Genomic DNA, 21,234 nt, shown 5'->3' on the forward strand with positions numbered 1-21,234 from the left:
TGATCGGGTCCGGGGTCAGGAGCGGTAGGCCAGGCGTGCCCAGTCGGAGTCCAGGCGGGCGAGCACGCCTTCGGGATCCGCGCCGTAGATGATGGACTGCAGGTAGTTCTCCCAGGGGATCGTCAGCGGGATGAACTGGGAGGGCGCGCCGGTGTACATCCCGGCGTCGTAGAACTCCTGCATCGGCGCGATCCGCGGGTCACTCGCCGGGGGCGCCTCCTTCGTGGTGCCCAGCGCCAGCAGCGCCTCGTTGTACGGGTGCTGCACCTCGGGGGTCATGAAGTAGGACAACAGCTCCCGGGCGCCGTCCTTCTCGCCGGCGGCCTCGGGGATCCACAGCGACAGGTCGATGCTGACGCGGATCTTCCGCTCGGCGGGATCTTCGGTGGCCGGCAGCGGGAAGGTGGACAGCTCCTCCTCGGAGCCCGCCTTCTCGATCTCCGCGAGCGCCCACGGGCCCTGGAACAGCATCGCGGCCTCGCCCCGGGCAACGGCGGTGTTGCCGTCGCCGTAGACGCGGCTGGCCGCATCGTCCTGGTGGTAAGGGAGCAGCTCGAGCATGCGCTCGATCGGCTCGAGCATCGTGGTCTGGAAGGAGACCTCGGAGTCGGGGCCGACGTCCTCGCCGATCTCGTTCATCTGCTCGAAGAACGAGCGGACGTCGATCATGCCGCCGATCGTGTAGTCGAACAGGCCCTGGTTGACCGTCCAGGGGTCGGCGAAGGTGCCGTAGATCGGGGTGACCCCCGCGCCCCGGAGCGTCTCGCACACGCCCAGGAAGTCGCTCCACGTCTCGGGCACCTCGAGGCCGTGCTCCTCGAAGATCCGCCGGTTGTAGATCACGGCGGCGCCGGCGACGGAGAACGGGATGACGGAGGTGCGGCCCTCGTAGGTGGGGTACCAGTCGGCGAGGTCCTGGACGTCCTCGCGGATCATCTCGGCCTCGGGCATGTCGGCGAGGTCGGAGAGGGCTCCCCGTTCCATGAAGCGGGCCATCTCGAGGTTGTAGTTCTGGCAGGCGATGTCCGGAGGGGTCTTCCGCACGAAGCTCGCCGAGAGGTTGGTGGCGATGTCATGGACGACCCTGAGGTCGCGATGGGAATCGTCGAAGTCGGTCAGCAGGCCCGCGAAGTACTGGATCGCCTCCCGCTTGGATTGGTAGAAGGTCACCTCGGCGCGGCCGGAGCCGCCGCATCCGGCCAGCCCTGCGGCGGCGAAGGCGCCGCCGGCGGCGAACAGCGTGCGCCTGCTCAAAGGTGGGCCGGGAGGGGAGGAGGGCGTCATCGTCGACTCCTTCGGTGGGATCGGGTCTCGGGCGGTGGGGGTTCGGGTCGAAGCTGACGGGGCCGACCGCGACGACGAGGCCGACCGGGCCGACGGGGTCCTGCGGACCAGGGCGCAGGGGAGTGTCGGTGCAGGTCACTAGGTTGGTACGAATCGATGCATCGCGGATGGAGGCCACGATGTCGCGAGCTCCACCGGGGCGGATGGTCGCGAGTTGCAGAGAGAGTACACGGGGGTGGTGACGTGCGCCACTACCCCGGCAGTTCGGGGCGTCGGGCGGCTCGGGCCGTCGGGTCGACCTTCGCGCGGGGGCCTCGACCTGTGACGATCTCGGCCTGCGTCGGTCCCGGCCTGTGGCGGCTTCGGGCCGTGGCGATCTCAGCTTGCGTGGGCCTCGGTCTGCTGCGGCCTCGTTCCGCAGCGGCCTCAGCCCTCCTCGCCCCAGGACGTGACGGGCGGCAGGTGGAACAGCTCCTCCACCGCCGCGGCGGCCCGGAGCACCGCGCCCTCTCCCAGTGCCGGGCCCACGAACTGCATCCCGACGGGCATGCCGTCGAGCATCCCGCAGGGCACCGAGGTCGAGGGGAGGCCGGCGAGGTTGGCGGGGCCGACCAGACGCATCAGCTCACCGTCGCGATCCCGCTCCTGCTCCCCGACCCGGACCGTCGACTCCCCGACGCGTGGGGTGCGGATCGGCAGGGTCGGTGAGGCGAGCACGTCGACCTGCTCGAAGACCTGCCGGAACTCGTCGCGGACCCGGGAACGGATCTGCTGGGCCTGGAGGTAGTCGACGGCGGTGGGCAGCGCACCGCACTCGAGGAGCAGCCGTACGTCCTCGCCGTAGTCCTGCGGGCGCTCGCGGAACTGCTCGGCGTGGAAGGCGGTGGTCTCGGCGGTGTCGATCACGGTGAGCGCGTAGATCGCGTCGTCGAGCGAGGGGAGGGCGACGAGTTCGATCTGGGCCCCGGTGCGCGCCAGGGAATCCAGCATCTCGCGCACGATGGTCTCGATGTCGGGGTCGACCGCCTCGAGGAAGAATCGCTCCTCGAGGCCGATCCGCAGCGGCCGCGTCTCCTCGAGCTCGCGGACGGCCCGTGAGGAGACCACCCGCAGCGAGGAGGGCACCCGCGGATCGTGCCCGCTGAGGGCGTCGAGCAGGATGGCGGCATCCTGCGCGGTACGGGTCAGCACGCCCACGTGGTCCAGGCTCCACGCCTCGGGATAGCAGCCGTGGCTGCTGACGAGTCCGTAGGTGGGTTTCAGACCGAGGAGCCCGCAGGCGGCGGCGGGGATCCGGATCGATCCCGAGGTGTCCGAGCCGATCGCGGCCAGCGCCATGCCGGTGGCGACCGCGACGGCCGATCCGCCGCTCGAGCCGCCGGGGGTCCGCTTGTGGCCCCAAGGGTTGCGGCAGATCCCGAAGTGCGGGTTCTCGGTGGTCACCCCGAGGGCGAACTCGTGCAGGTTCGTCTTGCCGACCCGGACGGCACCCTGCTCCTCGAGACGGTCGACGACCCCGGCGTTCTCGGTGGCGACGTGGTCACGGAAGATCGCGGACCCGATCGTCGTCACGCCGCCCGCGGTGGACAGGTTGTCCTTGACGGCGATCGGCAGCCCGTCGAGCGTCCCGAGCCGGCCTCCGCCGTAGAGCCGCGCGTCGGCCGCTTCGGCCTGGCGCCGGGCGAGGTCCGCCTCGACGCTGATGAAGGCGCGCAGGTCAGCATCCTGCGCCGCGATCCGGGCCAGGCAGTCCTCGGTCAGTGCGCGCGACGTGGTGGCACCGTGGGTGAGGGCGTGCGCCGCCTGGGTCAGGCTGAGCGGGCCGGCGCTGGTCATGACGTCCCCTGCCGCGGATCGAAGGTCATCGCCGCTTCCCTGCCGCGCAACGGTGCGGCGTCCACCTTCGCCCGCAGCGCGGCGAGGTGCGCGGCGTGCTCGCGGAGCCCGGTCTCGTCCTCCTCGGGGGTGCGCGGGAAGCGCGCGCGGACCAGATCGAGGGCGCGGACCGCGCCGGCCCCCGTCGGCGACGCCCCGGGGACCGGTGCCGCCTCAGCGGCCGGCGACGGCTCAGGTGCCGGTGTCGGGGACGTGGTCGGTGGCTCAGCGGCCGGTGTCACATCAGGCATTCTCGCGCTCCTCGATGGTGCCGACATCCTCGGGTCCCAGGATGATCGGCGTGCAGTCCGGGTCGACCCGCGCCCGGTAGAACCTCATGGCGAGGGGGACCAGCGCCCCGATGACGAGATAGGCGATGATCGGCGGCCATGCGTTCGCCGGCAGCAGCGTGACGCCCACGAGGGTGATCGCCGCCGAGACCAGCATGCCGAGGCCGAACATCGCCTTGCCCAGGGGAGCGCGGAAGGGGCGCTCCCACTCGGGGTGCGTCCCGCGCAGCCGGAAGGCGGACAGGCAGCCCAGGAAGTACACGGCGCCGGCCGCGAGGGCGACGAGGCTGACGAGGGACAGCTGGCGTTTCAGACCTGCATTCTTACCGGCCATGACGCCTCCTTCGACGCAGGAGTGCCGGTTTCCGAGTGTAGTCCGCGCTCCTCGCGCAAATCCAGATTCACGGCAGGTATTTCCGGCCAATCGGACGAAAAGGCGCTCAGCGCCCAGGTGACGTCGCATCCTCTCGCACGTCACCATGGGGGCATGGGAAACATGAGACACGGACAGGGCGCACGCCGTGCGCAGGGCGGCGCCGCCTCGGGCTCGAGCCGCCGGGCGGAGCGGGACCGTCGGGCGCTGCTGGCCCAGTTCGTGCTGTGGCGCCGTCCCTCTGCCGGGGAGGCCCGGGCCGACGCCGAGGCGGCGCAGGTCGAGACGCTGCTGCGCCTGAAAGGCGATCAGCTCGAGAGCCCCGACCCCACCTATTGGACCGAAGAACTCCTCGACTCGCTGCTCACGCAGGTCGTGCCGCGCAAGATGGTCCAGCCGCGTGAGGAGGCGATGCTGCTCGTCCCGGCACTCACCGGATTCCTCGAGTTCCTCGCCTCGCGGCGGCGCTGGCATCGCGCGAGCATCGACCCCGCACGGGCCCGGACCGTGCTCGAGCAGCTCGAGTTCTCCGTGCTCGAAGCGGCCGAGGACCCTGACCGTCGTTCCTTCTCGGGCAACATCCTCAACTACGCCGCCTCGCTCGGGGTGCAGCTCGAGGATCAGCAGGAGCTCGCCGACTTCATGGAGTGGTACAACACCGCCCTCACCGACGGGGAGCGCCACGAGCTGACCGACACCGGGCGCCTGGCGAATCCCGGGAGGCCTTTCACGTCCGGGACCTCCGGACCGTCGCCGCGGCCGACGGGCGGCTCCGCCTTCTTCCCGCCCCCGCCCGGAGGAGATGGGGCGGGGGCAGACCCGGTGGACGACGAGTGGGACGACGCGGCGGAGGGCCTCGGGGCACCGGACTGGCCCTGGTTCCTGCCCGACCCGGACGAGGAGCGGGCCGACTGGCCCGAGGAGGACGGCGAGGCGGCCGAGGAGGACGGCGAGGCGGCCGAGGACCCGGCCGCCTTCGCGGCCCTGCACGCCCGGGTCCCGCTGGTGCCGCGGGCGGTCCGCCTGCTCGAACTGGTGGGCGAGGGCCGCGCGATCACCGCGACGGGAGCGCTGCGCCGGGCCGACGTGCACACCCTCGTCCAGAAGTGGGGGCTGGAGTCGGGCTCGGAGCAGATCAGCTCGATGTGGGACGTCCCGGAGCTCGTCGGTCCCTGGACCGCGCTCATCGCCGGCGGCTGGATCGAGCTGACCAGCACCCGCGCCCGCCCGGGAGAGGCGGCGACCCCGTACGTGGCGGCCGAGGAGGACCCGGAGGGCTTCGTGCAGTTCGCCCGCGCGCTGCTCGGCATCCTGCTGCTGACGATGTCGCAGCAGGAGGCCGAGCACGGCGGCCTCGAGGGCGGCGCGGACACTTTCGCGTCCCTGTTCTACGTCACCAGCGCCGACGGTCTCGTCCTGCCCGACGTCCTCCATGACGGCACCGACATGCCGCGGGTGCCGCGGGGCCCGGACGGCGGACCGGACCTCGACGAGGCACTGCGACTGATGTACACCACCAGCGACCTGGTCCGCCTCACCGCGTACGGCATCCTGCACCGCGATGCCGAGCGCGCCGCCCCGGACACCCACTTCTCGGCGAACCTCGCCGTCATGGGCGTGGTGGTCAGCACCGCGGACCTCCTGTTCCACGGGCCCGACCAGGAGTGAGCGCGTCGGATCCCGCGAGGTGGGGCTGCTCCTCGGTCACGCCCTGAGGGACCGCGCGAAGAAGGTCGTGGCGCCGAGTGGACACGACGCCTTTCGCGGGGTCAGGCTGTCCCCGGGCCGCGGCACCGCGTGCTCACCAGGGCGACGAGGGGAGGCACTCCGGTGACCTCGATTCCAGAGACGATGAGCGCAGTGCAGCTCGTGGGACACGGCGGGCTCGACCAGCTCGTGTATTCCCAGAGCGTCCGCACGCCGAGCCCTGCGGCGGGGGAGGTGCTGATCGACGTCCACGCCTGCGGCATGAACAACACCGATGTCTGGGTGCGCGAGGGCGCCTACGGCAGCGACACCGACCCCAGCGAGGTCTCCACCTGGCGGCGCGGCCGCTCGACGCTGGAGTTCCCCCGCATCCAGGGCACGGACATCGTCGGCAGCATCGTCGCGGTCGGGGACGGCGTCTCCGAGGATCGCCTCGGTGAACGGGTGATGGTCGACTTCAGCATCTACAACCGTCCTGAGGGCGACGAGTCGCTGGCCGACATCGACTACATCGGCCACGGCCGCGACGGCGGCTACGCCGAGTACGTCGCAGTGCCCTCGGAGAACGCCTACGAGATCACCGCCGACATCTCCGACGCCGGCTTGGCCACCTTCTGCTGCGCCTACCTGACCGCGGAGCAGATGCTCGTCCGCAGCCGTCTGGCCGCGGGGGAGCGGGTGCTCGTCACCGGCGCCTCCGGCGGCGTCGGCTCCGCCATCATCCAACTGGCACGAGCCCGCGGAGCGATCCCCTACGCCGTCTCCAGCGCCGGCAAGGAGGAGGCGCTGCGGGAGATCGGCGCCGAGGACGTCATCCTGCGAGACACCGAGGACCTGGTCGCCGAGGTCGAGCGAGTCATCGACGGTCCGGTGGACGTGGTGGCCGATCTGGTCGCGGGCCCGATGTTCAACGACCTGCTGCGGATCCTGCGCCCGGAGGGCCGCTACAGCACCGCCGGCGCCATCGGCGGCCCCGTGGTCGACCTCGACCTGCGCACGATGTACCTCAAGCAGCTCGAGCTGCACGGCTCCTCCCAGGGGACCCGCACCGCCTTCCGACGCCTGGTGGACTACATCCAGGACGGCACCATCCGTCCGCTGCTGGACCGCACCTTCCCGCTGTCGGAGTTCCACGAGGCCCAGAGCACGTTCATGGGCAAGTCGTACATCGGAAAGCTGGTCGTCGTGCCCGACCGGCACTGGGAGACCGTGGGGGCGCCGTATGGATCGTGAACGAGTCGTCGAGCTGATCGACACCCAGTCCGGCGGCGACGTCAGCCGCATCGTCACCGCCGGCATCGAGCCGTTGCCGGGCCGCAGTGCGCTGGAGAAGGCCCGCTACCTCCAGAGCGAGGGCGACGGCCTGCGCCGGCTGCTGCTCTCGGAACCGTACGGGGACCCGGCGATGTCGGTGGATCTCATCGTCGAGCCGGGCCATCCCGAGGCGCAGGCCGGCTACATCATCATGGAGGCCATGGGGTACCCGATGTATTCCGGGTCCAACACCATCTGCGCCGCGACCGCCCTGCTGCAGAGCGGGATGATCGAGATGACCGAAGGTCTGCAGGACGTGGTCCTGGAGTCCCCGGCGGGACTGGCCCGGATCACTGCTCGCAATGTCGGCGGGCGCGTCGAGTCGATCACCACCCAGGGCGAGCCCGCCTACGTCGCCGAGCGCGGGCTGTCGGTGGACGTCCCCCACTACGGCCGCGTGGAGTTCGACCTGGTGTGGAGTGGCGCCTACTTCGCGATGATCCATGCCGCCGACCACGGCTTCGAGCTCACGCCCGACGAACAGATCGCCCTGACCGCCTTCGGTGACGCCTTCGTGCGCACCGCCCGCCCGGGACTGCGCCAGGAGCACCCGACCCTGGGGGACGTCGGCCCGCTGCCGTTCGTCCACTTCATGGGGCGGGTCCGGACCCTGGAGAACGGCAAGGTCGAATCCCGTTCGGCGACCTACGTCCACCCCGGCGTGATCTGTCGGAGCCCCACGGGCACCGGCACCTCCGCGCGGCTCGCACTGATGGCGGGGCAGGGGGATCTCGGGCCCGGGGACACGCTGGAGACGATCTCGCCGCGGGGCAATCGCTTCCTCGGCACCGTGATCGGCGACACCGTCGTCGGAGACTTCCCCGCCTGGAACTCGACGATCACGGGCCGGGCCCGGCTGATGGCGCACTCCCGTATCACCGTGGACCTCGATGATCCGCTGGTGGACGCCTCGGACCTGGAGCTGCTGCTGAGCCCGTGAGGAGGGGTGCCCCCGAACTCGGCCCGGTCTGCGCGGTCCCGATGATGCTCGCCGGACACCCGCCGGCAGATTTGCTCGATTGCGGATCCTGGTTGGTTGGCCACTCGGGACCCGTTTCGCTCCCGTAGACGCAGATGCGCTCGAGATAACGGCGAGCCGTGCGGAAGAGCGATACCTGACGCGTGGGTAAAACCATCGTCACCCCAGGCCAGGGTTACGCGCTGTCAACGTATGCTGCCTGGGTAGCGCATCTGAGTTTCGCGTGAGACGGAATGTGATGTGCGCATTCCTGCCCAGTTAGTCATCGACGCGCGTGCGCTTCGGCGGCTAGGCGCACGAACTCCTCGTGGCCGACTTCGGGGGAGAACCCGAGTAGTTCGTGCGCCCGCACATTGGACGTCGTGTAGCTCGGGGCGGCGTCGGACGGGAACGTGACGTCGACCGTCCGCAGTCCGGCGGCACCGGCGAGGTCACGGCTGAACTGGGCGAGATCGGCGGACGTGTCCGGGCCGAGACCGATGACCTCGTGCGCGGTGGTCCCTGCCTCGAGAGCGAGCACGACGCCGTGCGCGAGGTCGGCGGTGGCCAGGATGCCCATCTGCACCGGGGCGCCGTCCTCGCGGTGGGCGACTAGCAGCGTCCCATCGTCGTGCGACGCCGGCTCGAGTGCGGCGACGACCGCCGCACGACCTGCGGCACGCTCGCGTCCGATGCGCCGGGAGGCGAAGAATCGAGGTCCGGAGAAGAACGAATCGGGATTGAGGACTTCCGCAGGGTCCTGGGTGTGGGAGAACCGCAATACCACCGTCGCCCAGCCGGCGTGGGTGCTCGCGAACTCCACGAGATCCTCCGCGAGGACCTTGGAGACCCCATACCAGGTGCGCGGTCGTCGTGGATGCTGCTCGTCGAGCGGCTGGTACTCAGGAGCGTTCTCCGGGTAGACCTCGCCGGTACTGGCCAGAATGAAGCGGCTCACCCGCGAGCCTTCCAGCGCGCGGATCAGCCGATGGGTGCCGGTGACATTGGCTGAGAAGACCGCGTCGGCCTGCTCTGAGTCCCAGGACATATATGCCCCGAGGTGGGCGACGGCGTCGAGATTTGCCAGTCGGGGATCCTGGGCGGGCAGGTTCACCAGATCGTCCGTCAAGTACTCCATGCCGACGGCGGGGGAGGCGGCCGGCACGCGGTCGATTCCCAGCACCTGGTGGCCTCGGTCGACGAGTTCCTGGGCGACGGCCCTACCGACTCTTCCGGCGGCTCCGGTGACGGCGATGCGCATGTGTTCCTTCTTCCTGGGGTGTTCTCAGTGGATCGGGGAGGGGCCGACGCGAGTCCTTCGACGGGCGGCCCGCGGTAGGAGAGCGCGCGGTGTGCTTCCGATGTCACTCGATGGCGAGCGGCGCGTCGTAGGTCTCGCGGGCGCGCAGGACGGCGATCAAGGTAACCAGTGCCGCCGCCATGACGTAGAACGCCGGGGCGAAGGTGTTGCCGGTCGACGTGATGAGAAAGGTGGCGAAGAACGGGGTGATGCCACCGAAGACCGCAACGGAGATGTTGTAGGCGATCGCCATGGACCCGTAGCGGATGTTCGTCGGGAACAGCTCCGCCATCGCGGCGCTCATCGCGCCGTCGAAGGCGGCCATGAAAACCCCGAGGATTATCAAGGCTCCCGCCGCGGCGAGGAAGTGCCCCGAAGACATGAGGGTCAGCGTCGGGTAGGTGAACACGATGAACCCGGCGCAGCCCGCGATCATCACAGGGCGACGGCCCACCGTGTCGCTCAGCAGACCGAAGAGCGGGACCATGAGCATGATGAAGAGGAGCCCGATCACCAGCGCGCCGTAGCTCGAGATCGCCGAGTAGCCCAGTTCGGTCTGCAGGTAGGAGGGCATGAATGTCTGCAGGGTCCAGTGTCCGACCGCCTTGACGACCACGAAGCAGACGCAGAACAGCAGCGCCTTCCATGAAGTTTGCAGGGAGGTGCGAAGGGGGTTTCCGACGACCTTCCCCTTCTCCTTCACGGCGCGGAACTCGGGGGTGTCCTCGAGCTTCATCCGAAGGTAGAGGCTGACCAGCCCCAGTGGGACGGCGACGAGGAAGAGAGCGCGCCATCCCCAGCTGTTCAGGGCGTCCTCCCCGAGCAGTGCCGTGAAGGCGAGGACGAGCCCCGCGCCGACCACGAAGGCCAGGAACCCGAAGACGTCCACGAAGCTCGAGACGAATCCGCGACGGTTCGGCGGGGCGTACTCGGCCAGCAGGGCGGTCGCGCCGGAGCTCTCGCCCCCGGCCGCGAATCCTTGGACCAGTCGCAGAATCACCAGGAGGATGGGGGCGATGACCCCGATGTTCTGCCACGTCGGCAGGACGCCCATCAGGGCGGTGGCCACACTGGTGATGAGTACGACGAGCGCGAGGGTGGTTCTTCTCCCGAGGCGGTCGCCCATGGAGCCGAAGAACAGTCCGCCGAGCGGCCGCATCACGAATCCGGCGCCGAAGACGGCGAAGGCCGAGAGTAGGGCGGCGTGGGTGTCGCCTGCCTTGAAGAAGTGCAGGCTGATCGCGGTGGCAAGGGTGCCGTACAGGCCGAAGTCGAACCACTCGACGAAGTGCCCGGCGCCGGCGGCGATGACTACCTTGCCAAGAGGCTGTGGGTGGCCCTCATGGGGGGAGGGCCGGGGCGCGACGTCTGCCGTCGCATCTGATCCCTGTGTCATGGATAGCTTCCTCACTATGCCGCGGGGTGACGGGAGAAGGCGCCTCGGCCGTGTCGTCACGGATGGCCGGTCTTGTCGTCGCCTTGGGTGGCGGGCACCGCCTCCGTGACGGGGCGCGATCACCGTCCCTGAGCGTATCACTCAACGGGTCATGCCTATCACTGAGTGGTTTGAGCATCGCGCAGAGTGCTAGCCTCGAATCATGCGGCATATCAAGGAAGACGTGGACATCGTGGTCGTCGGCGGCGGACTGGCGGGGACGTCCGCCGCGGTTGCTGCGGCGCGACTGGGGTCCCGCGTTGCGCTGGTGACGAACCGTCCAGTCCTGGGAGGCAATTCCTCGAGCGAGATCCGGGTCTGGGTGGTGGGGGCGACCGCGCACGGTACCCAGCGCTTCGCCCGGGAGACCGGGATCATGGGCGAGCTGTTCCTGGAGAACCAGTTCCGCAATCCACAGGGCAACCCGTACTACTGGGATCAGACCGTGCTGGACCTGGTGCGCGCGGAGCCGAACATCTCCCTTCACCTGAACACCGACGTCCGGACCCTCGACATGGAGGGCGAGGGGGTCATCCGCTCCGTCACGGGCTGGACGATGGGCAGCGAGATCGAGACCGAGCTGTCCGCCCCTGTCTTCCTGGACTGCACCGGGGACGGACTCGTCGGCCACCTCGCGGGGGCACAGTACCGAGTGGGGCGCGAATCGCAGGACGAGTACGGGGAGACCTGGGCGCCCGAGCAGGCCGACCGCGAGCTCCTGGGCAGCTCCCTGTTCTTCTACACCCATGACACCGGGGCGCCGGAGAAGTTCGTCCCGCCGAACATCGCGAAGGACATCTCAAAGACCCCCATTCCTCGAAACCGGATCATCCGCACCGGCGACAACGGCTGCAACTACTGGTGGATCGAGTGGGGCGGGGAAGTCGACACCGTCGATGAGAACGAGCGGATCCGCGACGAGCTTTGGTCGGTCGTGTACGGGATCTGGGACCACATCAAGAATTCCGGCGACTTCGACGCCGATACCCTCACCCTCGAATGGGTGGGCGCCATCCCGGGGAAGCGGGAGTACCGCCGATTCCTCGGCGATTACGTGCTCACCCAGCAGGACATCCTCCAGCAGCGCAGCTTTCCCGATGCCGTTGCCTTCGGAGGCTGGTCGATCGACCTGCACCCTGTCGAAGGCGTCTATGCGGAGAAGCCCGGCGCGCAGCAGCGGTACAGCAATGGGACCTACGCGATCCCGTATCGGAGCCTGTACTCCCGCAATGTCGACAATCTTCTCTTCGCCGGTCGCAATATCTCCGCGAGCCACATCGCTTTCGGCAGCACCCGCGTCATGGCCACCTGCTCCACGCTGGGCCAGGCGGCCGGTACCGCTGCGCACCTGAGCGCCCACCTCGGGACCACCCCGCGCGCTCTCGGTCAGGATCACCTGCCCGAGCTGTTGCGTACCTTGCACCGGGAGGACGCCCCGGTCATCGGCCTGCACGCCACCGATGACGAGGACCTCGCCCGATCGGCCACGATCACAGCGAGCAGCGAATTGACGACCATCGACACCGTGCCGTCCGCCTCGTCGGACCGATTCCCGCTGGACCGGGACGTCGCCCTGGTCGTTCCCGTCGACCCAGCGCTGGAGAGCATTACGCTGCGCGCCACGGCGGAGGCGCCGGCGTCGACGACCGTGGAGCTGTGGGACACGGGTAAACCCCAGAACTATGTGCCCGTGGCGAGGATCGCAGCGACGCAGGTGGAGGTCCCGGTGGGTGAGGGGGAGGTCACGGCGAGATTCGATTGGGCTCCGGAGACGCCGCGGAACGCCGTCCTCGTCGTTTCGGCGACCCCCGGGGTGGCCCTGCATCTGACCGATGGCAATCCGTACGGGCTTCTCGCCCTGACTCGGAAGCAGGCTTGGGACGCCCAGTTCGACCATCAGATTCCCAGTGAGGAGGGCGAGCTCGTCACCCAGTGGGAGGCGCGTCCTCTCCGCGGGCGGTCCTTCGCCGGCCGGATCGCTCCGGACACCAACGCCTACCGGGCGGCTGCGGTCGCCGACGGCTACCAGCGCCCCTATGGCGGCCCGCACCTCTGGTCTTCCGAGGCGGTCTTCGCCCCAGCAGGTCAAACCGATAGGGCATCCGATGTTGCGCTGGACGCTATGGCGGCGCCCAGCCTCACCCTGAGATGGGACGCGCCCGTCCGGATCGGTTCTGTGCGGATCGTGCTGAACGACGACGTCGACACCGACCTCATCAATCTCCACCACCATCGGACGAAGGACGAGGTTATGCCGACGCTGGTGCGTGACTACCGGCTCGAGGGGAGCGTGGACGGGGAGTGGAGGGAGCTGGCAGGGGTGCGGGACAATCGCATCCGCCACCGCATCCATGACGTGTCCGCGGGCGAGTATGACGCCCTGCGTCTCGTGGTCGAGGGGACCAACGGCTCTCCCTACGCGATGGTTCAGGCGATCAAGGTCTACGCGAATCCCAGCGCCCGGACCACGCTTCCGTGACCAGGAATGTGAGCTGCGCACCGCAGCCGGGCACGGGTCCAGGAGAATGTCGCCATGGCTAACACCCCGTCGAACCAGAGCATCGAACGCGCCGTTGCCGTCCTCCAGGCGATCGGCACGGCGGACGCCGAGTCGGTGCGCGCCTCGGACATCGCACGGATCATCGATCTCGGGGCCTCGACGACGGGCCGAATCCTCGCGACCCTCGAAAACCTCGGATACGTGCGACGAGGACCGCAGGGCTACCGCATCGGCACCGCGGCGCTGCTATTGGCGAGCCAAGGACTGAACCACGACCCGGTGCATCGGGAATCCCGTGCCCGCGCGCAAGAGCTCGCCCAGCGCATCGGCCTGACCTCGAATGTGGGCGTACGGGACGAGGGTCGAGCGATCTACTTGTGCCACTTCGAGGGCGCCCGCGCCTCGAAGTCCCACACGATGATCGGTATGGACCAGCCGCTACATGCTTCGGCGCTCGGCAAGTGCCTGCTGCTCGATCTGAGCGAGCAGGAGCGGATCAGTCTCCTCGGCGATCTCCCGAAGTACACCGAGCGCACCATTACCGATCACGCGGACCTCGGCGCTGACCTCGACGTGGCGCGCCGCCGTGGATGGGCGATGGAGGACCAGGAGGTGGCCCTCGGTCGTTTTTGCGCCGCCGCCCCGATCCGCGACGCGCGAGGCCGAATCGTTGCCGCCCTCTCGATATCCGGCCGCATCAGCGACCTACGATCCCTCGATCTGCCGATGGTCACGGAGGACGTCATCGAGGTCGCAGACCGGATCAGCGTAGGACTCGGCATGATCACGGCGGTCCCCGAGGGCTGATGTCTAGGTAATTCTGTCAGGTGGACGGAGCTTGTCAGTGGTCGAACGTGGCCCATTTCAGGGCTGCCGACAGTACGAGCCCCGGTCTCACCTAGACCCCGTCCTTGGCTTTGGCCTGCTGGTACATCCTGCTGTTCTGCGCAGTGATCTCCGTTCGGGGCCCCCGCCGACAGCTCGCTTCTTATACGCCTCTCCGTCATGCCATCTCGCGGGCATCCGGACATAAAGCATCGAAAACGCTTCGCGGCATCCTACGCGAGTCTCGTCGGAGCATTGACCCCGCGCAGCGCACGGCCTACGGTGTCGAGCCAGGACGAGAAGGAAATCGATTACTGCCACATGGGAGTGCGCACGTATGAGACAGCTCGACCACACCGACGCCCGTCATGTCGCGATGCCGCTGGGCGGCATCGGCACCGGCAACGTCGCCCTCTGCGCCGATGGCGCGCTGCGGCAATGGCAGCTGCAGGGCGTCGGGAACCACGGCGGCGACCTGCCGCACACCTTCTTCGCCGTGCGCGCCCAGCACCCCGAGCCGCCGCTGGACTCGACCCGCATCCTGCAGGCACCGCCCCCGCCTCCGGAGGCGCCGGGCACCCCGCTGGTGACCGACGATCACGTCCCCGACTGGCAGCGTGAGCTGCTGGGGCGCCACGGCGGAGCGCGAGCCACCCGCTTCCGTGCCACCTATCCCGTCGCCGAGGTCGACTACGAGCTCGACGTCCCGCTGGACGTGCACCTGCAGGCCTTCACCCCGCTCATCCCGCAGGACGTCGACCGCAGCTCCCTGCCGGCCGCGCTGTTCACGATCACCCTGACCAACACCGGCACCGTGGCGATGACCGCTCGGCTGGGTGCGGCGATGCAGAACCCCGTCGGCCACGACGGCACCACGGCACCCGACGGGGTCCGCGCCGCCGGCTACGGCGGCAACACCAACCGCGTGCGGCGCCATGACGGCTGGACCGCGCTGGTGCTGGAGAACGCCGGCCTCGACCCGTCCGCCCCGGGCGCCGGGCAGGCCGTGCTGACCTGCGACCACCCCGCGACCACGGCCCTGCCGCAGTGGGAGGATCCCGGCGAGTTCCTCGACTTCCTCCACGCCCGCACCGGCCACGTCGAGCGCCCGTCGCCTCCGGGGCAGGGGCACCTGCCCGATCACCATCCCGGCGTGCCCCGCGGCGCCCACGGCCCCAGCCCGCACGGCGCCACCTGGAACGGCGGGCTCGCCGCCCCGGTGCACCTCGAGCCCGGTGCCTCCGCCACGATCCGCCTCGCGATGACCTGGTACTTCCCGAACCGCTACGTCGACTTCCCCCAGGGCGGGGCCTTCGCCGCACAGTCCGCGCCGACCCGGCTCTGGCTCGGCAACCACTACGCCACGCTCCATGCGGACGCACTCGCCGTCGCCGAGCAGGTCCAGCGGGAGTGGGAGGACCTCGAAGCCGCCACCCGCTGCTGGACCGACCTGCTGACGGACTCCGGCCTCGACGAGGAGGCCGTCGAGCACCTCGCCGCCCAGGCCGTCGTGCTGCGCAGCCCGACCTGCTTCCACGCCGCCGACGGGACCTTCTACGGCTTCGAAGGCGTCAACGGCGCCTCGACCGGCGGGCATGCCGGCGTCGTCGGCGGATCCTGCCCATTGAACTGCACCCACGTGTGGAACTACGCCCACGCCCTCGCAGCCCTGTTCCCCACCCTGGAACGCTCGATGCGCGAGACGGAGCTGGACGTGCTGCAGGCCCCGGACGGCTCCGTCCCGCACCGCGTCATCGCCCCCACCTCCCTGCCGCAGCTGTGGAACCGCCCCATCGGCGGACCGCTCACCCCGGCCCTGGACGGCATGCTCGGCGTGCTCCTGAAGACCTACCGCGAACTGCGCTCCGGCGCGATCGACGACGCCTGGCTCGACCAGCGCTGGGAGCACCTGACCCGACTGCTGGCCCATATCCGCACCACCTGGGACCCGGAGGCCACCGGCGTGCTGCGCGGCATCCAGCCCAGCACCCACGACATCGACCTCGCCGGCGCCAACACCTTCATGGGCACCCTCTGGCTCGCAGCCCTGCGCGCCGTCGAGGAGATGTCCCGTCCCCGCGGCGAACACACGGAGGCCGACGAACTCCGCGCCCTGTTCGAGCGGGGCAGCGCCGCCTACGACGAGCTGCTGTTCACGGGGGAGTACTACGTCCAGGAGCTCGAGGAGGGCCCCGAACGCCCCTTCCAGTGGGGCGAAGGCTGCCTCGCCGACCAGTTGATCGGCCAGTGGTGGGCCCATGAGCTGGACCTCGGCCACCTGCTGCCGGTGGACCACGTGCGCTCCGCGCTGCAGGCGATCGTGCGCCACAACCTCCGCCACGGCTTCGCGGACCTCGAGCACGACTTCCGGGCCTTCGCCGACGGCGACGACACCGGGTTGCTGGTGTGCACCTGGCCCCGCGGCGGCCGCCCGGCCACCCCACTGCGCTACGCCGACGAGGTATGGACCGGCACCGAGCAGCAGGTCGCCGCCCACTGCCTGCGCGAGGGCCTGGCCGACGAGGCAACGGCGATCCTGCGCGGGCTGCGGGACCGCTACGACGGCAGACGCCGCAACCCCTACAACCACATCGAGTGCGGCGACCACTACGTGCGCTCCTTGGCGGGCTGGACCCTCCTGGACGCCGCCACCGGACGCTCCTGGGACGCCCGCACCGGCGCACTGCGCCTGGACCGGCCGACGGGCGGGACCCGGGTGCCGCTGCTGACCGGCACCGGCTGGGGCTATGCGCACGCCGTCGGGGACGCCGTCGAGGTCGTCACCCTCGGCGGGCAGCTCCCCGTGCGCTCCACCTCCTGGACCGGCGCCTCATGACCACCGCCCCGCGCCCGACCCGCCGCGGGGCCCTCGGCGGGATGGGCCTGGGCGCGCTCGCCGCCGGTCTGGCCGCCTGCGGCGGGGACCCCGGCGCCGCCACCGAGGGTGCCGGCGGCGACGCCGTCGAGTTCGTCTTCCTCGGCGACGTCAACCAGCGCAAACAGTTCGAGCAGCTCTTCGCCGAGTTCGGTGAGCAGCACCCCGAGATCGCCCTGCAGGCGGTGGCGAAGTCCGGCTCCTGGGCGCAGTTCACCTACGCCGTCGCCACCCAGATAGCCGGCGGACAGCCGCCCGACATCATCCAGATGGCCACCGAGGGGCAGCGCCTGTTCGCCTCCAAGGGTGTGCTCGCCCCGTTGGATCAGCTGATCGCCCGCGACCAGGACGAGGTCGAGGACTACTACGACGACATCCACGACAACCTGCGCCTGTGGTCGCAGAAGTACGGCTCGCCCGACGGCAGCACCTACTACATGCCCGGCGGCTACAACCCGATCGTGCAGTACTGCCGCACCGACCTCCTCGACCGGGCCGGCGTGGAGCTGCCCGAGGACGGCTTCAGCTGGAGCGATCTGATGGAGGCCGGCCGCCGGCTCAAGGCCCAGGGGGTCTTCCTGATGACCGTCGAGCAGGGCTACTGGCACGACGTGCTTCCTTGGCTGACCAACAACGGCACCTCGAGCCTCGATGAGGACTGGGCCACCGCGACCATCAACAGCCCCGAGGCGATCGAGGCCGCCGCCTTCGCCCGGGAGCTGGTCGCCAAGGGCTACTCGCCCGAGCCCGGCGGCACGTACGACGCGCCGTCCCTGATGCAGAACGGGCAGCTGGCCGCCTTCCACGACGGCGCCTACGGGATGGTCAACGCCGCGCGCATCGAGCTGACCGACGCGATCCGCATGGTGCCCTTCCCCCACAACGGCGTCCACGGCTCGCCCGTCGGCTGGGACGCCTGGGACATCACCGAGGCCTCCGAGCGCGCCGACGAGGCGTGGGTGTTCATCAAGTACCTGATGTCCGTCGAGGGCGCGTCGTTCTTCGCCCGCGCCGGCGGCACCATCGTCCCCGCCCGGCATTCGGTCGCCACCTCAGACGCCTTCCTCGAGGGCGCCCCTGAGGGTGCGCTGTGCCTGGTCGACGCCCTGGAGACGGCCACCCCGGTGCCTTCCCCGGAGCGCGGCCCCGAGATCCAGGACATCGTCGAGGAGGGCTGGCTGCAGATCATCGCCGGATACGCCGAGCCCGAGCGCCAGCTGAAGCGCACCTACGACAAGATCGGACCGCTGCTGTGAGCGCCGCGGCCGCACTGCCCACGCCGAGCCCCGCGGCCCCGTCGCCGGGGCGGCCGCGACGCCGCGACCTGCGTCAGAACTGGCTGGGGTACGTCTTCCTCAGCCCGGCGGCGCTGCTGTTCGTGCTGTTCATCGGTGGCCCGTTCCTGGTCGCGATCGCGCTCAGCCTGTACTCCTGGGACCTGCTGACCCCGCCGGAGTTCGTGGGGCTGGAGAATTTCACGACGCTGCTGCAGGACCCGGTGCTGATCCAGGCCTTCGCCAACACCTTCCTGTTCGCGTTCGCCTCGGTGCTCACCCATGTCGTCGGCGCGCTGCTGCTGGCCCTGGCCGTCAACGCGCTCGCGAGCCGCGTCGTCTCCTACCTGGTGCGCACCGCCGTATTCTTCCCCTTCATCATCTCCTGGGCTGCGGTGGCGCTGCTGTGGCAGTACATGCTCGATCCCGGCTTCGGGGTGATCACCCACTACATCGACCGGATCGGCCTCACCCCGCCGGACTGGTTCCTCGACCCCGCCTGGGCACTGCCGGCGATCATCGGGATCGACTTCTGGCACACCCTGGGGTTCACGTTCATCATCATGCTGGCCGGCCTGCAGACCGTTCCGAAGCAGCTGATCGAGGCGGCGCAGACCGACGGGGCGGGCCGGCGCCAGGTGTTCTGGCACGTCACCGTGCCGATGATGTCCCCCACCCTGTTCTTCGCCATGGTGGTCACCTTCATCGGGGCGTTCCAGATCTTCGACCCGATCCAGATCATCACCGGCGGCGGCCCCGACGACGCAACGCTGACGCTGGTGATGTACCTGTACGAGCAGGGATTCCAGTCCTTCCGGATCGGCTACGCCTCCGCCGTGGCGTTCCTCGTGTTCGTGGTGATCATGGCGGTGACGCTGCTGCAGTTCTGGGGCGCCAGGAAGTGGGTGCATCAGCAGTGAGCACGACGAACCCGGGGACCACGACGACGACGCGGACGGACACGACGCCTCCCCCCGCGGGTGCGCCCTCGACCCGGCGCCGCGGGCCGCGGCCCGGCAGGATCGCGCTGAACCTCGCGCTGCTGGTCTTCGCCGCGATCATGGCGGCACCCCTGGTGTGGCTGATCTCCACCAGTCTCACCGACCCGGCCGAGGCGTTCCGAATCCCGCCGAACTGGCTGCCGATCGGCACCACCACGGAGAACTTCCGCGCGGTGGGCGAGCTGATCCCGGTCGGGCAGATGGCCCTGAACAGCGTGATGGTCGCCGTGATCACCACCGGCGGCTCGCTGATCGTCAGCGTGCTGGCGGCCTACGCCTTCTCCCGCTTCGAGTTCCGCGGCCGCTCCAGCGCGTTCCTCATCATGCTCAGCGCGATGATGGTGCCCGCGCAGCTGCTGATCATCCCGGTGTTCATCCTGATGCGCACCCTGGGACTGGTGGACACCCTGGTCGCACTGTGGCTGCCCGGACTGATCCACGTGTTCTCGATCTTCTTCCTGCGCCAGTACTTCAACTCCATCCCCCGCGACCTCGACGAGGCGGCGATCCTCGACGGCGCCGGGCACCTGTGGATCCTGTTCCGGATGCTGGTGCCGCTGTCCGGCCCGGCACTGTCGGCGCTGGCGATCCTGGTGTTCGAAGCCTCCTGGAACAACTACTTCGCCCCGCTGATCTTCCTCAGCACGCCGGAGAACATGACGCTGCCCCTGGGCCTGGTGGCGCTGCAGGATGCCCAGGCGGGAGCGGCCCCGGCGACGGTGTTCGCCGCGATCACCATGATCGTACTGCCGGTGCTGATCGTGTTCCTGATCTTCCAGCGGCAGTTCGTGGCCAGCATCGCCACCGCCGGGGTGCGGGGCTGAGGCATGGCGGAATCCGTCAGGGGTGGGGCCCGCGCGGCGCCGGTCGGCACCGGGGCTGGTGTCGCCGGTGTCGGCGGTGGTGCCGGGCTCGGCGATGCCGGTGTCGCCGGTGCTGGCGGTGGCGCCTGGTCAGGGGTCGAGGCGGGTGCCGGCTCCGCCGCGACGGCCGAGACGGGGTCCGACCCGCTGTCTGAGACGGGGGTGGGTGGCCTCGACCTGCGGGCCGCCGCCCGAGAGGCCTGGAGCAGCCTGCCGGTGCTGCTCCTCGGCAGCGCGCTCGTGACACTGGCCGCCCTCGCCACGGTGGTGGCGAGCCGCGCCGGGCTGCTGGTGGGCGCGGGGGTCGGCCTGGTCTCCGTGGCGCCGACGCTGATGGCGCTGATCGCGACGAGTCTCAAGGTCCTCGACGGCGCACAGCCTGCCCTGCGTGAGCACGCACGGGACCTGCGCCGGCTCGCACCACGGGCGATCGGGATCTGCGCGGTGCCCACGCTGCTCGCGAATCTCACCCTGAACGCGTTGCTCGCCCACGCATCCGGCGGGGGAGCAGTCATGCTCGTGCCCACCGCGCTCGGCGCCACCACCACCGTGCTGACGGGTCTCGGGGCCGTGGTGTCGCTGCCGATGCGTGCCGGTGGTACGGGTCCGACGGGCCTGCGGTGCTGGCTGCTCGCCCTGCACGTCCTGGCGCGCTCGCCGGTGCCGTTCCTCGCGGCGCTCGTCGTGGGCGCCCTCGGGGTGTGGGTCTCGGTGACTCTCTCCAATGGCCTGTTCCTGCTGGCGCCGGGCCCGTTCGCGCTCGTGCTGGCGGCGGCGTGGCGGGTCGCGCCGCGCGTGGGAGGCGAGGACTGAGGGCTCGGCGGCCCCGGCAGCGCGGGACGTGTGCATCGACCCTGTTCCGGCGAGGCCCCGCCTCGCCGGGGGCGGGGGCGTTGCGCACGCCCGTTCCCCTGAAACGTGCTTCCTTCGGGGCATATCGAGGGAACGGACGAAAAGGGGTAGGCGTGACGTGGGGCGGAGGGAGGGTGTGACGTGAGGTGGAGGGAAGAGCGCGGCGCGAGCCTCAGAGGTCGATCACGGCTCCGCAGATCCCGCAGCTCTCGTACCGACGCCGCTTCCAGCGCAGCACCGGTAGGACGAAGAACAGCGTGAGCTGGCGGAAGGAGCGCATCCGGAGCCACCGCGTGGTGTTGTGGCAGCGCGGGCACTCGCGGGTCTCCCCGTCCCCGAGGTGTCGCAGCTTCGTGTCGAGCCCGATGAGGAAGAACACGTGGCCAGGATACGGGTCGTCGTCCCGCGAACGCGCCCCGGACCTCCCCTCGATCCTGCCTCCCCGCAACTTGCGATAGCCCCTTCATGGCAGTCAGTCAACTTTGCGATTGTCGCAACTACTGGCTAT

At 69.8% G+C, this 21,234-nt stretch carries 17 protein-coding genes; 10 read left to right on the top strand and 7 right to left on the bottom strand.

The features are described 5' to 3' along the window. Positions 1–15 precede the first annotated feature (15 nt). The 4 genes from JOF43_RS06390 to JOF43_RS06405 all read right to left on the bottom strand — a co-directional run bounded on the left by JOF43_RS06390 (position 16) and on the right by JOF43_RS06405 (position 3,783). On the bottom strand, positions 16–1,284 hold the full coding sequence (locus JOF43_RS06390) for an ABC transporter substrate-binding protein (RefSeq protein WP_209900382.1): 1,269 nt from the start codon (positions 1,282–1,284) through the stop codon (positions 16–18). Positions 1,285–1,710: 426 nt separating this feature from the next. Continuing rightward, on the bottom strand, positions 1,711–3,120 hold the full coding sequence (locus JOF43_RS06395; protein WP_209900384.1) for an amidase: 1,410 nt from the start codon (positions 3,118–3,120) through the stop codon (positions 1,711–1,713). Beyond that, positions 3,117–3,410, bottom strand: a complete 294-nt coding sequence (locus JOF43_RS06400) for a hypothetical protein (RefSeq protein ID WP_209900386.1) — start codon at positions 3,408–3,410, stop codon at positions 3,117–3,119. Before JOF43_RS06400 ends, JOF43_RS06395 begins: the two co-directional genes overlap by 4 nt. Further along, the gene (locus JOF43_RS06405) at positions 3,403–3,783 is read right to left on the bottom strand and encodes an APC family permease (protein WP_209900388.1); all 381 of its coding nucleotides are present in this window, start codon (positions 3,781–3,783) and stop codon (positions 3,403–3,405) included. Before JOF43_RS06405 ends, JOF43_RS06400 begins: the two co-directional genes overlap by 8 nt. 153 nt (positions 3,784–3,936) lie before the next feature. On the opposite strand from JOF43_RS06405, the gene JOF43_RS06410 reads away from it, so the two are divergent. The 3 genes from JOF43_RS06410 to JOF43_RS06420 all read left to right on the top strand — a co-directional run bounded on the left by JOF43_RS06410 (position 3,937) and on the right by JOF43_RS06420 (position 7,783). After that, positions 3,937–5,490, top strand: a complete 1,554-nt coding sequence (locus JOF43_RS06410) for a hypothetical protein (protein ID WP_209900390.1) — start codon at positions 3,937–3,939, stop codon at positions 5,488–5,490. 183 nt (positions 5,491–5,673) lie between these two features. Continuing rightward, positions 5,674–6,762 carry an alcohol dehydrogenase family protein gene (locus JOF43_RS06415; protein ID WP_209900392.1) on the top strand — a complete coding sequence of 363 codons (1,089 nt, stop codon included), beginning with the start codon at positions 5,674–5,676 and terminating at the stop codon, positions 6,760–6,762. Next, complete coding sequence (locus tag JOF43_RS06420; protein WP_209900394.1) at positions 6,752–7,783, top strand: proline racemase family protein; 1,032 nt, start codon at positions 6,752–6,754, stop codon at positions 7,781–7,783. The genes JOF43_RS06415 and JOF43_RS06420 overlap by 11 nt, the downstream gene beginning before the upstream one ends. 301 nt (positions 7,784–8,084) lie before the next feature. Here the strand turns inward: JOF43_RS06420 and JOF43_RS06425 are convergent, their stop codons facing one another. Together JOF43_RS06425 and JOF43_RS06430 are read right to left on the bottom strand one after the other, a co-directional pair. Continuing rightward, positions 8,085–9,062 (bottom strand): NAD-dependent epimerase/dehydratase family protein, encoded by a 978-nt coding sequence (locus JOF43_RS06425; protein WP_209900396.1) that lies wholly within the window; start codon positions 9,060–9,062, stop codon positions 8,085–8,087. 103 nt (positions 9,063–9,165) lie between these two features. After that, complete coding sequence (locus JOF43_RS06430; protein ID WP_209900397.1) at positions 9,166–10,497, bottom strand: MFS transporter; 1,332 nt, start codon at positions 10,495–10,497, stop codon at positions 9,166–9,168. 202 nt (positions 10,498–10,699) lie between these two features. Here JOF43_RS06430 and JOF43_RS06435 point away from each other — a divergent pair, with 202 nt between their 5' ends. The 7 genes from JOF43_RS06435 to JOF43_RS06465 all read left to right on the top strand — a co-directional run bounded on the left by JOF43_RS06435 (position 10,700) and on the right by JOF43_RS06465 (position 20,687). Continuing rightward, on the top strand, positions 10,700–13,015 hold the full coding sequence (locus JOF43_RS06435; protein ID WP_209900399.1) for an FAD-dependent oxidoreductase: 2,316 nt from the start codon (positions 10,700–10,702) through the stop codon (positions 13,013–13,015). 54 nt (positions 13,016–13,069) lie between these two features. Continuing rightward, positions 13,070–13,843, top strand: coding sequence for an IclR family transcriptional regulator (locus JOF43_RS06440; RefSeq protein ID WP_209900401.1), 774 nt, complete (start codon positions 13,070–13,072; stop codon positions 13,841–13,843). 355 nt (positions 13,844–14,198) lie between these two features. Next, positions 14,199–16,697 carry a GH116 family glycosyl-hydrolase gene (locus JOF43_RS06445; RefSeq protein ID WP_209900403.1) on the top strand — a complete coding sequence of 833 codons (2,499 nt, stop codon included), beginning with the start codon at positions 14,199–14,201 and terminating at the stop codon, positions 16,695–16,697. Beyond that, the gene (locus JOF43_RS06450) at positions 16,694–17,992 is read left to right on the top strand and encodes an ABC transporter substrate-binding protein (protein WP_209900405.1); all 1,299 of its coding nucleotides are present in this window, start codon (positions 16,694–16,696) and stop codon (positions 17,990–17,992) included. The genes JOF43_RS06445 and JOF43_RS06450 overlap by 4 nt, the downstream gene beginning before the upstream one ends. After that, entirely contained in the window at positions 17,989–18,930 is a 942-nt protein-coding gene (locus tag JOF43_RS22540; protein ID WP_209900407.1) for a carbohydrate ABC transporter permease, read from the top strand. Before JOF43_RS06450 ends, JOF43_RS22540 begins: the two co-directional genes overlap by 4 nt. Then, complete coding sequence (locus tag JOF43_RS06460) at positions 18,927–19,835, top strand: carbohydrate ABC transporter permease (RefSeq protein ID WP_209900409.1); 909 nt, start codon at positions 18,927–18,929, stop codon at positions 19,833–19,835. Before JOF43_RS22540 ends, JOF43_RS06460 begins: the two co-directional genes overlap by 4 nt. A gap of 3 nt (positions 19,836–19,838) precedes the next feature. Further along, entirely contained in the window at positions 19,839–20,687 is an 849-nt protein-coding gene (locus JOF43_RS06465; RefSeq protein ID WP_209900410.1) for a hypothetical protein, read from the top strand. Between the two features lie 211 nt (positions 20,688–20,898). On the opposite strand, the gene JOF43_RS06470 is transcribed toward JOF43_RS06465, so the two are convergent. Further along, the gene (locus JOF43_RS06470) at positions 20,899–21,105 is read right to left on the bottom strand and encodes a zinc ribbon domain-containing protein (protein ID WP_209900412.1); all 207 of its coding nucleotides are present in this window, start codon (positions 21,103–21,105) and stop codon (positions 20,899–20,901) included. Positions 21,106–21,234 lie beyond the last annotated feature (129 nt).

The organism is Brachybacterium sacelli, from assembly GCF_017876545.1.
Lineage (GTDB): Bacteria > Actinomycetota > Actinomycetes > Actinomycetales > Dermabacteraceae > Brachybacterium > Brachybacterium sacelli.